The organism is Halomonas alkalicola (genome assembly GCF_030704205.1).
GTDB classification, from domain to species: domain Bacteria; phylum Pseudomonadota; class Gammaproteobacteria; order Pseudomonadales; family Halomonadaceae; genus Halomonas; species Halomonas alkalicola.
The window spans coordinates 2,428,197-2,443,412 of the sequence record NZ_CP131913.1 but is presented as its reverse complement, the minus strand read 5'-3'; the positions used below and the strand labels follow the sequence as shown (position 1 = coordinate 2,443,412).

General features: G+C 64.6%; 10 protein-coding genes. All 10 read right to left on the bottom strand.

Annotation, left to right across the window (positions count from 1 at the left end; translation table 11 throughout):
* Position 1 precedes the first annotated feature (1 nt).
* Entirely contained in the window at positions 2–298 is a 297-nt protein-coding gene (gene rplW, locus B6N23_RS11570) for a 50S ribosomal protein L23 (protein ID WP_110070670.1), read from the bottom strand.
* Positions 295–900: a 50S ribosomal protein L4 gene (gene rplD, locus B6N23_RS11565; protein ID WP_119022612.1), complete on the bottom strand. Its 606-nt coding sequence runs from the start codon at positions 898–900 to the stop codon at positions 295–297. The genes rplW and rplD overlap by 4 nt, the downstream gene beginning before the upstream one ends.
* Before the next feature lie 14 nt (positions 901–914).
* The gene (gene rplC / locus B6N23_RS11560; protein WP_119022613.1) at positions 915–1,553 is read right to left on the bottom strand and encodes a 50S ribosomal protein L3; all 639 of its coding nucleotides are present in this window, start codon (positions 1,551–1,553) and stop codon (positions 915–917) included.
* A gap of 162 nt (positions 1,554–1,715) precedes the next feature.
* Positions 1,716–2,027: a 30S ribosomal protein S10 gene (rpsJ, locus tag B6N23_RS11555; protein ID WP_021819602.1), complete on the bottom strand. Its 312-nt coding sequence runs from the start codon at positions 2,025–2,027 to the stop codon at positions 1,716–1,718.
* Positions 2,028–2,188: 161 nt separating this feature from the next.
* Positions 2,189–3,382 (bottom strand): elongation factor Tu, encoded by a 1,194-nt coding sequence (gene tuf, locus B6N23_RS11550; RefSeq protein ID WP_119022614.1) that lies wholly within the window; start codon positions 3,380–3,382, stop codon positions 2,189–2,191.
* A gap of 29 nt (positions 3,383–3,411) precedes the next feature.
* Positions 3,412–5,532 carry an elongation factor G gene (gene fusA / locus B6N23_RS11545; RefSeq protein ID WP_305499012.1) on the bottom strand — a complete coding sequence of 707 codons (2,121 nt, stop codon included), beginning with the start codon at positions 5,530–5,532 and terminating at the stop codon, positions 3,412–3,414.
* Between the two features lie 98 nt (positions 5,533–5,630).
* A complete protein-coding gene (gene rpsG / locus B6N23_RS11540) occupies positions 5,631–6,101 on the bottom strand; it encodes a 30S ribosomal protein S7 (protein WP_110070665.1) in 471 nt (156 codons plus the stop codon).
* Between the two features lie 131 nt (positions 6,102–6,232).
* Complete coding sequence (gene rpsL, locus B6N23_RS11535) at positions 6,233–6,607, bottom strand: 30S ribosomal protein S12 (protein ID WP_110070664.1); 375 nt, start codon at positions 6,605–6,607, stop codon at positions 6,233–6,235.
* A gap of 158 nt (positions 6,608–6,765) precedes the next feature.
* Positions 6,766–10,986 (bottom strand): DNA-directed RNA polymerase subunit beta', encoded by a 4,221-nt coding sequence (gene rpoC, locus B6N23_RS11530; RefSeq protein WP_169959411.1) that lies wholly within the window; start codon positions 10,984–10,986, stop codon positions 6,766–6,768.
* A gap of 83 nt (positions 10,987–11,069) precedes the next feature.
* Positions 11,070–15,149, bottom strand: a complete 4,080-nt coding sequence (gene rpoB / locus B6N23_RS11525; protein ID WP_305498997.1) for a DNA-directed RNA polymerase subunit beta — start codon at positions 15,147–15,149, stop codon at positions 11,070–11,072.
* Between the last annotated feature and the right edge of the window lie 67 nt (positions 15,150–15,216).

Sequence of the window (15,216 nt, the reverse complement as noted above, 5' to 3'; positions counted from 1 at the left end):
CTTATTCGGCGCCAGAGAAGTCTTCAAGGGTCTCGCCGGCGGCCAGCGTAACGTAGGCCTTGCGATACCCCTTGCGGTGACCCAGACCGTGCGCGGTGCGCTTGGTCTTGCCCTTGACGTTCAGCGTCTGAACGCGGTCGACCTTCTTGCCGAACAGAGCCTCGACGGCCTTCTTGATCTCGGGCTTGGTCGCGTCGCTGGCCACCTTGAACACGTACTGGTTGCGTTCGGCAGCCATGGCGGCCTTCTCGGTCACGTGCGGACCCAGCAGGACCTTGAATACACGCTCCTGGTTCATGCCAGCTTCTCCTCGAATTTGCGCAGGGCGGAGACGGTGACCAGCACCTTGTCGAAGGCGACCAGGCTCACCGGGTCGGCGGCAGCCACGTCCACCACATCCACGTTGGGAATGTTGCGGGCAGCCAGGTAGAGCTTCTCGTCGACTTCCTCGGTGACGATCAGCACCTTCTCCAGACCCAGCTCCTGGAGCTTGGCGACCAGCTGCTTGGTCTTGGGCGCTTCGACGGAGATCTCCTCCACGGCCACCAGACGCTCCTGGCGAACCAGCTCGGAGAGGATGGAGCGCATCGCCGCGCGGTACATCTTGCGGTTGACCTTCTGGCTGTGGTCCTGAGGACGAGCCGCGAAGGTCACGCCGCCGCTGCGCCACAGCGGAGAGCGGATGGTGCCGGCGCGAGCGCGACCGGTGCCCTTCTGACGCCACGGCTTCTTGCCGCCACCACGCACGTCGGAACGGTTCTTCTGAGCGCGAGTGCCCTGACGACCACCGGCCAGATAGGCGGTGACGACCTGGTGCACGAGCGCTTCATTGAATTCTTTGCCAAAGGTGGCGTCGGACACTTCGACGGTGCCGGCGCCGGCAGCAAGATTCAGATTCATCGGTGATTTCCCCTTCAGCCAGCTTTCACGGCGCTGCGCACGACGACGTCACTACCGGTGGCACCGGGCACGGCGCCCTTGACCAGCAGCAGATTACGTTCGGCATCGACACGCACGACTTCGAGGCTCTGGACGGTGCAACGGACGTTGCCCATCTGGCCGGCCATCTTCTTGCCCTTGAACACGCGGCCCGGCGTCTGACACATGCCGATGGAGCCCGGTGCGCGGTGGGACAGGGAGTTGCCGTGGCTGTTGTCCTGGGTGCGGAAGTTCCAGCGCTTGATGGCGCCCTGGAAGCCCTTGCCCTTGGAGGTGCCGGTCACGTCGATCTTCTGACCAGCTTCGAAGAGGGATACGGTGAGTTCGCCGCCCACTTCCGGAGCCTCTTCGCCTGCAGCCAGGCGGAACTCCATCAGCGAACGACCGGCCTCCACACCTGCCTTGGCGTACTGACCCGCCTGGGCTTTGGTGAGGTGCTTGGCCTTGCGAGAACCGGCTGTCACCTGAATCGCCGCGTAGCCGTCGGACTCGACGGTCTTGACGCGAGTGATGCGGTTGGGTGCAACCTCGATCACGGTTACGGGCACAGAAGCGCCATCCTCGGTAAAGACGCGGGTCATCCCGGCCTTCTTACCGACTAAACCGATAGTCATACTCAGTCTCCTTTAGTGTACGGGGCTATCACCCGCTATGGCTGCCCTTTCCAGAGCATTTCACTAGCACGTTGTATGGCGCCTCACGGCGCGGCGGCTGCTGCTCATGCCCGCTTTTGTGCAGAGGCGATGAGCGCTGGGCCGCGAGTGTCTAGTGTGGAATCAGTCGAGCTTGATCTGCACGTCCACGCCGGCGGCGAGGTCGAGCTTCATCAGGGCATCAACGGTCTTTTCCGTGGGCTCGACGATGTCGAGCACACGCTTGTGAGTACGAATCTCGTACTGGTCGCGCGCGTCCTTGTTGACGTGCGGCGAGATCAGCACGGTGTACCGCTCGCGGTTGGTCGGCAGGGGGATCGGACCACGAACCTGGGCGCCGGTACGCTTGGCGGTCTCAACGATCTCCGCGGCGGACTGGTCGATCAGGCGATGGTCGAAGGCCTTCAACCGAATGCGAATCTTCTGGTTCTGCATTAGCCCTTAACTCCAATGGATCTCGACGGCGCGAGCCGTCTACCCACGCATTCAAAGGATGCGCATTATAGGTGCGCCGCGGATGAGTGTCAAACACTCTCCGCGGTGCGCAGAAAGGGGGCCCCGCGAGGAGCCCCCTTCGATCATCGAGAAGCCGAGGCTTACTGGACGATCTTGGCCACGACGCCGGCGCCGACGGTGCGGCCGCCTTCACGGATGGCGAAGCGGAGACCTTCGTCCATGGCGATCGGGGCGATCAGGGTGATGACCATCTTGACGTTGTCGCCCGGCATCACCATCTCGACGCCTTCCGGCAGCTCACAGGTACCGGTGACATCGGTGGTACGGAAGTAGAACTGCGGACGGTAGCCCTTGAAGAAGGGAGTGTGACGACCACCCTCTTCCTTGGACAGCACGTAGACTTCGGCTTCGAAGACAGTGTGCGGCTTGATGGAGCCCGGCTTGGCCAGCACCTGGCCACGCTCGACCTCGTCACGCTTGGTGCCGCGCAGCAGGGCGCCGACGTTCTCACCGGCACGACCTTCGTCGAGCAGCTTGCGGAACATCTCGACACCGGTAACGGTGGTCTTGGTGGTGTCACGGATACCGACGATCTCGATCTCTTCGCCGGCCTTGACGATGCCGCGCTCGATACGACCGGTCACCACGGTGCCGCGGCCGGAGATGGAGAAGACGTCCTCGATCGGCATCAGGAACGGCTGGTCGATGGCACGCTCCGGCTCCGGGATGTACTCGTCCAGGGCCTTGATCAGGTTGGCAACGGCGGTGGTGCCCATGCCGTTCTCGTCTTCACCGTTCAGCGCCATCAGGGCGGAGCCGGTGATGATCGGGGTGTCGTCGCCCGGGAAGTCGTACTCGTTCAGCAGCTCGCGAACTTCCATCTCGACCAGCTCGAGCAGCTCTTCGTCGTCGACCATGTCGGCCTTGTTCAGGAACACGACGATGTACGGAACGCCAACCTGACGGGACAGCAGGATGTGCTCGCGGGTCTGCGGCATGGGGCCGTCAGCGGCGGAACAGACCAGGATAGCGCCGTCCATCTGGGCAGCACCGGTGATCATGTTCTTGACGTAGTCGGCGTGCCCCGGGCAGTCGACGTGCGCGTAGTGACGCACTTCGGACTGGTACTCCACGTGAGAGGTGGCGATGGTGATGCCGCGCTCACGCTCTTCCGGGGCGTTGTCGATGGTGTCGAATGCACGCCATTCGCCACCGAACACCTCGGCGGAGACGCGAGTCAGGGCCGCAGTCAGAGTGGTCTTGCCGTGGTCGACGTGACCGATGGTGCCGACGTTGACGTGCGGTTTGGAACGCTCAAATTTTTCCTTAGCCACTGCTATAACCTCTTTACGTTAGCTAACGGTTACCCGTTTTGGTTGATGACGGCTTCAACGACGCTGGACGGCGCCTCTTCGTAATCCGCAAACTCCATGACGTAGCTTGCGCGGCCCTGGGTCTGAGAACGCAGATCGGTCGCGTAACCGAACATCTCAGCCAACGGAACCCGAGCGCGGATGATCTTGCCCATGGACGAGTCATCCATACCCTGCACCAGACCGCGACGGCGGTTCAGGTCGCCCATGACGTCACCCATGTAATCCTCGGGGGTCACGACCTCGACCTTCATCACCGGCTCCAGCAGCACGGCCTTGGCCTTCTTGGCGCCTTCCTTGACGGCCATGGACGAAGCGACCTTGAACGCGGTCTCGTTGGAGTCCACGTCGTGGTAGGAACCATCGTACAGCGTAACCTTGACGTCGATCATCGGATAGCCCGCGATGACACCGTTCTGCAGCTGCTCGTAGGCCCCTTTCTCGACGGCCGGCACGTATTCCTTGGGAACCACGCCGCCGACGATCTCGGAGGCGAATTTGAAGTGCAGGTCTTCATCTTCGCCCTTGTCTTCCTTGGTGAGCGGCTCGATGCGCAGCCAGACGTGGCCGTACTGGCCGCGACCGCCGGACTGACGCACGAACTTGCCTTCCTGCTCCACCGTGCCACGAATGGTCTCGCGGTAGGCGACCTGCGGCTTGCCGATGTTGGCCTCGACCTTGAACTCGCGACGCATGCGGTCGACGATGATGTCGAGGTGCAGCTCGCCCATGCCGGAGATGATGGTCTGACCGGTCTCTTCGTCGGTCTTGACGCGGAAGGAGGGATCCTCCTGGGCCAGCTTGCCCAGCGCCACGCCCATCTTCTCCTGGTCGGCCTTGGACTTCGGCTCCACGGCGACCGAGATCACCGGATCCGGGAACTCCATGCGCTCCAGGATGATCTTGTGCTCCTGGTCGCACAGGGTGTCACCGGTGGTGACGTCCTTGAGGCCGATACAGGCGGCGATGTCGCCAGCGCGCACTTCCTTGATCTCCTCGCGGGAGTTGGCGTGCATCTGGACGATACGGCCGACGCGCTCCTTCTTCGACTTCACGGAGTTGAAGACGCTGTCGCCCGAGTTCAGCACGCCTGAATAGACGCGGATGAAGGTCAGGGTACCGACGAAGGGGTCGGTGGCGATCTTGAACGCCAGGGCGGCGAAGGGAGCGGCGTCGTCGGCCTCGCGGGTCGCGACGGTGCCGTCCTTGTCGTCCAGCTCACCCTCGATGGCCTTGACCTCGGTGGGAGACGGCAGGTACTCGACCACCGCGTCCAGCACCGCCTGCACGCCCTTGTTCTTGAACGCCGAGCCGCAGGTGACCAGCACGATCTCGTTGCTCAGGGTGCGACGACGCAGGCCGGCCTTGATCTCTTCCTTGGTCAGCTCACCGCCTTCCAGGTACTTGTCCATCAGTTCGTCGGACGCCTCGGCGGCGGCCTCGACCATCTGCTCACGGAACTCTTCGGCCTTGGCCTGAAGCTCGGCGGGGATGTCGACCAGCTCGTAGGAGGTACCGAGGTCTTCCTCGTTCCACTTGATGGCCTTCATCTCGATCAGGTCGATGACGCCCTGGAACTCTTCCTCGGTGCCCCAGTTGATCTGGATCGGCACGGCGTTGGCGCCCAGGCGATCCTTGAGCTGGTCGACCACCATGAAGAAGTCGGCACCGGTGCGGTCCATCTTGTTGACGAACACCATGCGCGGCACTTCGTACTTGTTGGCCTGACGCCACACGGTCTCGGTCTGCGGCTGAACGCCGGAAGAGCCGCACAGCACCACGACGGCACCGTCGAGTACCCGCAGGGAACGCTCCACCTCGATGGTGAAGTCCACGTGCCCAGGGGTGTCGATGATGTTGATGCGGTGCTCATCGAACTGGTGGTTCATGCCCTTCCAGAAGGTGGTCACGGCAGCGGAGGTGATGGTGATGCCCCGCTCCTGCTCCTGCTCCATCCAGTCGGTGGTGGAGGCGCCTTCGTGAGTCTCGCCCAGCTTGTGGTTGACACCGGTGTAGAACAGCACGCGCTCGGTCGTGGTGGTCTTGCCGGCATCGACGTGAGCGACGATACCCAGGTTGCGGTAGCGGTTAAGTGGAGTCTTGCGAGCCACGGTGGAACTCCCCGTTGGTTGGCGATGCGTTTAAAGGCACTGCGCTGGCGAGCGCAGCACGTCCCCGACGGGGAGGCGCTGCACCCACCACGCCGCACTCAGAAGCGGTAGTGCGAGAAAGCCTTGTTGGCTTCCGCCATGCGGTGCACGTCTTCACGCTTCTTGACCGCGGAGCCCTTGCCTTCGGCGGCGTCCAGCATCTCGCCGGCGAGGCGCTGCACCATGGTCTTCTCGCCACGGCGGCGAGCGGCGTCCACCAGCCAGCGCATGGCCAGCGCCTGGCGGCGGGACGGACGGACCTCCACGGGCACCTGATAGGTCGCGCCGCCGACGCGGCGGGACTTCACTTCGACCATCGGCTGGATGGTTTCCAGCGCCTTGTCGAAGATCTCCAGCGGGTCTTCATTACTACGCTCGGCAACCCTGTCCAGCGCACCGTAGACGATGCGCTCAGCTACGGACTTCTTCCCGCTGAACATCAGGTGGTTCATGAACTTGGCCAGACGCTCACTTCCGAACTTGGGATCCGGGAGAATCTCGCGTTTCGCCGCAACTCTTCTTCTAGGCATGATAAGCCCTCTGTGGAAGGGTCCTTCAGGTAAACCCGGAACTCCCGCGCGGCCCTGTTGAGCCCGCGACGCCCGACCTTACTCTTATCAGACCGATATCAATTCTGGGTGTCGTTGCGTACCGAGGCCGATCAGGCCTTGGGACGCTTAGCGCCGTACTTGGAACGGCCCTGCTTGCGGTTCTGCACGCCGGAGGTGTCCAGGGCGCCGCGCACGGTGTGATAGCGCACACCGGGAAGGTCCTTGACGCGACCGCCACGGATCAGGACCACGGAGTGCTCCTGGAGGTTGTGGCCTTCACCGCCGATGTAGGAAGAGACCTCGAAACCGTTGGTCAGGCGCACGCGGCAGACCTTACGCAGGGCCGAGTTCGGCTTCTTCGGGGTGGTGGTGTAGACGCGGGTGCAGACGCCGCGCTTCTGCGGACAGGCCTGCAGCGCCGGCACGTCGCTCTTGCTGACGGGGCGCTTGCGCGGCTTGCGCACGAGCTGATTGATCGTTGCCATGGGTAGTAGCTGACTCCAATGGGTTGCCTTGGCCTTTTTCAGCGGGTGCGGGCGCACCCACCCCACTGTTAAAGGCTGCGCATTCTAATAGCTGACCCCATGCCCCGTCAAGACCGGGAGGCCGTCGCCTGGACGGCCCCGCGATCCCGGGGCGCGGGTCAGAGTTCCTCGTCGCCGGAATCCAGCGCGGTGAGCTGGGCGCCCAGCTCCTGCTCGACGTCGTAGGCCGACGGCGCCAGCTGGCGCTCGGTGCCTTCGCGCCGGCGACGACGCTCCTCGTGGTGGGCGAGGCCGGTACCGGCCGGGATCAGGCGTCCCACCACCACGTTCTCCTTCAGGCCGCGCAGGTAGTCGCGCTTGCCGGTCACCGCCGCCTCGGTCAGCACCCGTGTGGTCTCCTGGAAGGAGGCCGCGGAGATGAACGACTCGGTGGCCAGGCTGGCCTTGGTGATACCCAGCAGTACCCGCTGGTACTTGGCCGGGAATTTCTCTTCCTTCTCGAGGCGGGCATTCTGCTCCAGCACCCGCACCAGCTCGACCTGGTCGCCGGGGATGAAGTCGGAATCGCCGGAGTCGGTGATCTCCACCTTGCGCAGCATCTGACGCACGATCACTTCGATGTGCTTGTCGTTGATGCCCACGCCCTGGAGGCGGTAGACCTCCTGGATCTCGGCGGTGATGTACTTGGCCAGCTCAGCCACGCCCAGCAGACGCAGGATGTCATGCGGGTTGCTGGGACCGTCGGAGATCACCTCGCCCTTCTCGACGCTCTCGCCCTCGAAGACCGCGATCTGACGCCACTTCGGAATCAGCGCCTCGAAGGGATCGCCGCCGCCTTCCGGAGTGATCGTCAGACGACGCTTACCCTTGGTCTCCTTGCCGAAGCTGATCACGCCGCTGATCTCGGCGAGGATCGCCGGCTCCTTCGGCCTGCGCGCCTCGAACAGGTCGGCCACGCGGGGCAGACCACCGGTGATGTCCTTGTTACCGGACGCCTCCACCGGGATACGTGCGACGATCTCGCCGACGCCGATCCGGGCGCCGTTGTCGGCGGTGACGATGGCCTTGCCGGGCAGCAGGTACTGCACCGGCGTGTCGGACCCGGAGAGGGTGACCGGCTTGCCGGCGTCGTCGCTGAGCAGGATCATCGGGCGCTTGTCGCGGCCGGCCATGGGGCGCGCCGCCGACTCGATAACCTCGATGGAGGAGAGGCCGGTCATCTCATCCACGCTTCGGTGGATGGTCAGGCCCTCGTCCATGTCGGCGTACTGCACGGTACCCTCGGCCTCGGCGACGATGGGGTGGGTATGCGGATCCCACTTGGCCACCACCTGGCCGGCCTCGACGGGGTCGCCGTCCTTGACGGAGAGCTCGGCGCCGTAGGGCAGCTTGTAGTACTCGCGCTCGCGGCCGTGGTCGTCGGCGACGGCCAGGGCGCTGGAGCGGGAGACCACCACCAGCTTGCCGTCGGCACGCTCCACGTACTTGATGTTGTGCAGGCGCACGCGGCCACCGTGCTTGACCTGGACGCTGTCCACCGCGGAGGCACGGGAAGCCGCGCCGCCGATGTGGAAGGTCCGCATGGTCAGCTGGGTGCCCGGCTCACCGATCGATTGGGCGGCAATGACGCCCACCGCCTCGCCGATGTTGACCTGATGGCCGCGGGCCAGGTCGCGACCGTAGCACGAGGAGCAGACGCCGTGAGCGGTCTGACAGCTGATGGCGCTGCGCACCACGATCTCGTCGACGCCCATGGTGTCGAGTTCGGCACACCACTTCTCGTCGAGCAGGGTGCCACGCGGAATCAGCACCTCCTCGGTGGCCGGATCGATGACGTCCTTGGCGACCACGCGGCCGAGGACCCGCTGGGCCAGGGAGACGATGATGTCGCCGCCCTCGATCACCGGGTGCAGGGTCAGGCCCTCTTCGGTGCCGCAGTCGATCTCGGTGATCACCATGTCCTGGGCCACGTCCACCAGACGACGGGTCAGGTAACCGGAGTTGGCGGTCTTGAGTGCCGTATCCGCCAGACCCTTACGCGCGCCGTGGGTCGAGATGAAGTACTGCAGTACGTTCAGGCCTTCACGGAAGTTGGCGACGATCGGCGTCTCGATGATGGAGCCGTCCGGCTTGGCCATCAGGCCACGCATGCCCGCCAGCTGGCGGATCTGGGCGGCACTACCCCGCGCGCCCGAGTCGGCCATGATGAAGACGCTGTTGAAGGAGTCCTGCTCGACCTCGTTGCCGTGACGGTCGACCACGGTCTCCTTGGAGATGCCGACCATCATCGCCTTGGCCACCTTGTCGTTGGCCTTGGACCAGATGTCGATCACCTTGTTGTACTTCTCGCCGGCGGTGACGAGACCGGAGGAGAACTGGTCCTCGATCTCCTTCACCTCCTCCTCGGCGGCCTCGACGATCTCGGCCTTGGCGTCCGGGATGACGAAGTCGTTGACGCCGATGGAGGCGCCGGACCAGGTGGCCAGGCGGAAGCCGGTGTACATCAGCTGGTCGGCAAAGATGACGGTCGGCTTGAGGCCGGCACGACGGTACACCTCGTTGAGCAGCGCCGAGATCGCCTTCTTCTTCATCGGCTGGTCGATCAGCGCGAAGGGCACGCCCTCCGGCAGGATGCGGAACAGCAGCGCACGACCCACGGTGGTGTCATACAGGCGGCGATGACGGCTGCGCTCGCCGGTCTCCTCGTCGACGTCCACCTCGTCCAGGCGGACCTTGACGCGGGCATGCAGCGCGACGTTCTGGGTACCGAAGGCGCGCTCCACCTCGTCGAGGTTGGCAAACACCATGCCCTCGCCCTTGGCGTTGATCTTCTCGCGGGTCATGTAATACAGACCCAGCACCACGTCCTGGGACGGCACGATGATCGGCTCGCCGTTGGCCGGCGACAGCACGTTGTTGGTGGCCATCATCAGCGCACGGGCCTCGAGCTGGGCTTCCAGGGTCAGCGGCACGTGCACCGCCATCTGGTCACCGTCGAAGTCGGCGTTGTAGGCGGCACACACCAGCGGGTGCAGCTGGATCGCCTTGCCCTCGATCAGCAGCGGCTCGAAGGCCTGGATGCCGAGGCGGTGCAGGGTCGGGGCGCGGTTGAGCAGCACCGGGTGCTCGCGGATGACGTCGGCGAGGATGTCCCACACCTCGGGCAGCTCGCGCTCGACCATCTTCTTGGCGGCCTTGATCGTGGACGCATGGCCCAGCGACTGCAGCTTGGAGTAGATGAACGGCTTGAACAGCTCCAGGGCCATCTTCTTGGGCAGGCCGCACTGGTGCAGGCGCAGGGTCGGGCCCACGGTGATGACCGAACGGCCGGAGTAGTCGACGCGCTTGCCCAGCAGGTTCTGACGGAAGCGACCCTGCTTGCCCTTGATCATGTCGGCCAGGGACTTCAGCGGGCGCTTGTTGGAGCCGGTGATGGCGCGGCCGCGGCGACCGTTGTCCAGCAGGGCGTCCACCGCCTCCTGCAGCATGCGCTTCTCGTTGCGCACGATGATGTCCGGCGCATTGAGGTCGAGCAGCCGCTTGAGGCGGTTGTTGCGGTTGATCACACGACGGTAGAGGTCGTTGAGGTCGGAAGTCGCAAAGCGGCCACCGTCCAGCGGCACCAGCGGACGCAGGTCCGGAGGCAGCACCGGCAGCACCTCCATGACCATCCACGCCGGCGCATTGCCGGAGTTGTAGAAGGCCTCGAGCAGCTTCAGCCGCTTGGAGAGCTTCTTGATCTTGGTCTCGGAGTTGGTCTGGGGGATCTCTTCGCGCAGGCGATCGATCTCCTCGGCCAGGTCGATGTCCTTGAGCAGCGCCTGGATTGCCTCGGCACCCATGCGGGCGTCGAAGTCGTCACCGAACTCCTCGAGGGCCTCGAAGTACTGCTCGTCGTTGAGCAGCTGGCCGCGCTCGAGGGTGGTCATGCCCGGATCGATCACCACGAAGCTCTCGAAGTAGAGCACGCGCTCGATGTCGCGCAGGGTCATGTCCAGGAACATGCCGATGCGCGACGGCAGCGACTTCAGGAACCAGATGTGCGCGACCGGGCTTGCCAGCTCGATGTGGCCCATGCGCTCGCGGCGCACGGCGGCCTTGGTGACCTCCACGCCGCACTTCTCGCAGATGATCCCGCGATGCTTCATGCGCTTGTACTTGCCGCACAGACACTCGTAGTCCTTCACCGGGCCAAAGATCTTGGCGCAGAACAGGCCATCACGCTCCGGCTTGAAGGTCCGGTAGTTGATGGTCTCCGGCTTCTTCACCTCGCCGTAGGACCAGGAGCGGATCATGTCCGGAGACGCCAGGGTAATCTTGATCGCGTCGAACTCTTCGGACTGAGACTGCGATTTGAGGACTTTCACCAAATCTTTCATGGGGTCGGCTCCGCTGCGGAGTTGTCATGGGCGGGGGCGGCTTGCGCCCCCGCGGACCGTCATTCTGTGAAGCGTCGGCCGCCTCAGCTCTCGAGCTCGATGTCGATGCCCAGCGAGCGGATTTCCTTCACCAGTACGTTGAAGGATTCCGGCATGCCCGCCTGCATGGTGTGGTCGCCATCCACGATGTTCTTGTACATCTTGGTGCGGCCCTCCACGTCGTCGGACTTGACGGTGAGCATCTCTTGGAGGGTGTAGGCGGCGCCGTACGCCTCCAGGGCCCACACCTCCATCTCACCGAAGCGCTGACCACCGAACTGCGCCTTGCCGCCCAGCGGCTGCTGGGTGACCAGGGAGTAGGAGCCGGTGGAACGGGCGTGCATCTTGTCGTCCACCAGGTGGTTGAGCTTGAGCATGTACATGTAGCCGACGGTCACCGGACGGTCGAAGGCGTCGCCGGTACGGCCGTCATAGAGCGTCATCTGGCCGGAGTCCGGCAGGTCGGCCAGACGCAGCAGGTGCTTGATCTCGTGCTCGTCGGCACCGTCGAACACCGGCGTGGACATCGGCACCCCCGCCTTGAGGTTCTTCGCCAGGGCGATCACCTCGTCGTCGCTCAGGGTCTCGAGCTCCTCGACCCGGGTACCCGGGGTGGAGTTGTAGACCTGGCCCAGGAACTCGCGGATCTCGGCCACCTGCTGTTCGCGGGCGTCGCGCAGCAGGGCCTCGATCTTGCGACCCAGCCCCCAGGCGGCGAGGCCCAGGTGGGTCTCGAGGATCTGACCGACATTCATGCGCGACGGTACGCCCAGCGGGTTCAGGACCACGTCCACCGGCTCGCCGTTGTCGTCGAAGGGCATGTCCTCGATGGGCATGATCGCCGAGATGACACCCTTGTTACCGTGACGGCCGGCCATCTTGTCGCCCGGCTGCAGGCGGCGCTTCACCGCCATGTAGACCTTGACGATCTTGAGCACGCCCGGCGCCAGGTCGTCGCCCTGGGTCAGCTTGCGCTTCTTGTCCTCGAAGCGCTCGTCCATCTCGCGGCGGCGATTCTCGAGCTGCTCGTCGGCCTGGGCCAGCAGCTCGTTGAGGGCCTCGTCCTGCAGGCGCAGCTTGAACCACTGCTGGCGCGGCAGCTCCTCGAGGTAGCTCTCGGTGAGGAGATCGCCCTTCTTCAGCTTGGGACCGCCATTGACGGCCTCGCCGTTCAGGGTGCGCTTGAGGCGCTCGAAGGTGGCGTCCTCGGCGATGCGGTAGGTCTCCTGGAGGTCCTTGCGCACCTCGTCGAGCTGCATCTGCTCGATGGCCAGCGCCCGGGAGTCCTTCTCCACGCCGTCGCGGGTGAAGACCTGAACGTCGATGACGGTCCCCTTCATGCCGGTGGGGGCACGCAGGGAGGTGTCCTTCACGTCGGAGGCCTTCTCGCCGAAGATCGCGCGCAGCAGTTTCTCTTCCGGCGTCAGCTGGGTCTCGCCCTTGGGCGTGACCTTGCCGACCAGGATGTCGCCCGGGCCGACCTCGGCACCGATGTAGACCACGCCCGCCTCGTCCAGCTTGGAGAGTGCCGACTCGCCCACGTTGGGGATATCGGAGGTGATCTCTTCCGGCCCCAGCTTGGTATCGCGGGAGACGCAGGTCAGCTCCTGGATGTGGATGGTGGTGAAGCGGTCTTCCTGGACCACCCGCTCGGAGAGCAGGATGGAGTCCTCGAAGTTGTAGCCGTTCCAGGGCATGAAGGCGATGCGCATGTTCTGGCCCAGGGCGAGGTCGCCCATGTCCACGGAGGGACCGTCGGCCAGGATGTCACCGCGCGCCACCTGGTCACCGGGGCGCACGATGGGGCGCTGGTTCTGGCAGGTGTTCTGGTTCGAGCGCACGTACTTGGTGAGGTTGTAGATATCGACGCCGGCCTCGCCGCCGATGATCTCGTCCTCGCCGACCCGGACCACGATGCGCTTGGCATCGACGGAATCGATCACGCCGCCGCGGCGCGCCACGGCGCAGACGCCGGAGTCACGGGCCACGAAGCGCTCCATGCCGGTACCGACCAGCGGCTTGTCGGCACGCAGGGTGGGCACCGCCTGACGCTGCATGTTGGCCCCCATCAGGGCGCGGTTGGCGTCATCGTGCTCGAGGAACGGAATCAGTGCCGCGGCCACGGAGACCACCTGGCGCGGGGAGACGTCCATCAGCGTCACCTGCTCGGGACGCATGAAGGTGGTCTCGCCCTTGTGGCGCACCTGCACCAGGTCATCCACCAGCTTGCCGGCCTCGTCCACGGTCGCCGAGGCCTGAGCGATGACGAAGTCGCCCTCCTCGATGGCGGAGAGGTGCACCACCTCGTCGGTCACCTGGCTCTCCACCACCTTGCGGTAGGGGGTCTCGAGGAAACCGTAGCTGTTGGTGTGGCTGTAGGTGGCCAGGGAGTTGATCAGGCCGATGTTGGGACCTTCCGGCGTCTCGATCGGGCACAGGCGACCGTAGTGGGTCGCGTGAACGTCGCGCACCTCGAAGCCGGCCCGCTCGCGGGTCAGGCCGCCCGGGCCGAGCGCGGAGACGCGGCGCTTGTGGGTGACCTCGGAGAGCGGGTTGTTCTGGTCCCTGAACTGGGAGAGCTGGCTGGAACCGAAGAACTCCTTGACCGCCGCGGCGACGGGCTTGGCGTTGATCAGGTCCTGGGGCATCAGGCCCTCGCTCTCGGCCATGGAGAGACGCTCCTTGACCGCGCGCTCTACGCGCACCAGGCCCACGCGGAACTGGTTCTCGGCCATCTCGCCCACGCAGCGGATGCGGCGGTTGCCCAGGTGATCGATGTCGTCCACTTCGCCGAAGCCGTTGCGGATGTGGATCAGCTCCTTGAGCACGTCAAGGATGTCGCGACGATCCAGCACGCCGGAGCCGGTGTCGCTCTCGCGACGCAGGCGGCGGTTGAACTTCATGCGACCGACCCCGGAGAGGTCGTAGCGGTCCGCGGTGAAGAACAGGTTGTGGAACAGGGTCTCGGCGGACTCCTTGGTGGGCGGCTCGCCCGGACGCATCATGCGGTAGATCTCGACCAGCGCCTCGAGCTGGGAACCGGTGGTGTCCAGCCTGAGGGTGTCGGAGATGAAGGGACCGCAGTCGAGATCGTTGGTGTAGAGGGTCTCGAGGCGAGTGATGCCCGCTTGGCCCAGCTTCTCGAGCAGCTCCGGGGTGATCTCGGTGTTGCAGGGGCAGAGCAGCTCGCCGGTGTTCGGGTCCACCTGGTCACGGGCCAGGGTCTTGCCGAACAGGTACTCCATCGGCACCTCGAGACGCTCGAGGCCGGCCTTCTCCAGCTGGCGAATATGCTTCTGGGTGATGCGACGGCCTTCCTCGACGATCACGCCGCCATCGGCGTCCTTGATGTCGAAGGTGGCGGTCTCGCCGCGCAGGCGCGACGGCACCAGCTCCACGGAGAAGCCGGACTTCTCGACGTGGAAGACGCTGGTCTCGAAGAACTCCTCGAGGATCTCCTCGGCGCTCATGCCGAGCGCACGCAGCAGCACGCTCGCCGCCAGCTTGCGGCGACGGTCGATACGTACGAAGACGCTGTCCTTGGGATCGAACTCGAAGTCGAGCCAGGAGCCGCGGTAGGGAATCACGCGGGCCGAGTAGAGCAGCTTGCCGGAGGAGTGGCTCTTGCCCTTGTCGTGGTCGAAGAAGACGCCCGGGCTGCGGTGCAGCTGGGAGACGATGACACGCTCGGTGCCGTTGACCACGAAGGTGCCGTTCTCGGTCATCAGGGGGATCTCCCCCATGTAGACTTCCTGCTCCTTGATGTCCTTGATCGCCTTGTTGGACGAATCCTTGTCGTAGATGATCAGGCGGACCTTGACGCGCAGCGGGGCCGAGTAGGTGACGCCACGCAGCTGGCACTCCTTGACATCGAAGGCCGGGGTGCCGAAACGGTAGCTCACGTACTCCAGGGCGGCGTTGCCGGAGAAGCTCTCGATCGGGAAGACGGACTTGAAGGCGGCATGCAGGCCGACTTCCATCCGCTCTTCGGGCGAACGGTCCTGCTGGAGGAAGTCGTAGTAGGAATCAAGCTGGATCGCCAGCAGGTAGGGCACATCCATCACTTGGGGCAGTTTGCCGAAATCCTTGCGGATGCGTTTTTTCTCAGTGTATGAGTAAGCCATCTGTATTCCCCAGCTTGTTCACCATGGGTGACCGATGCGTGGTCGGCGCCACCCGACGGACGCGACG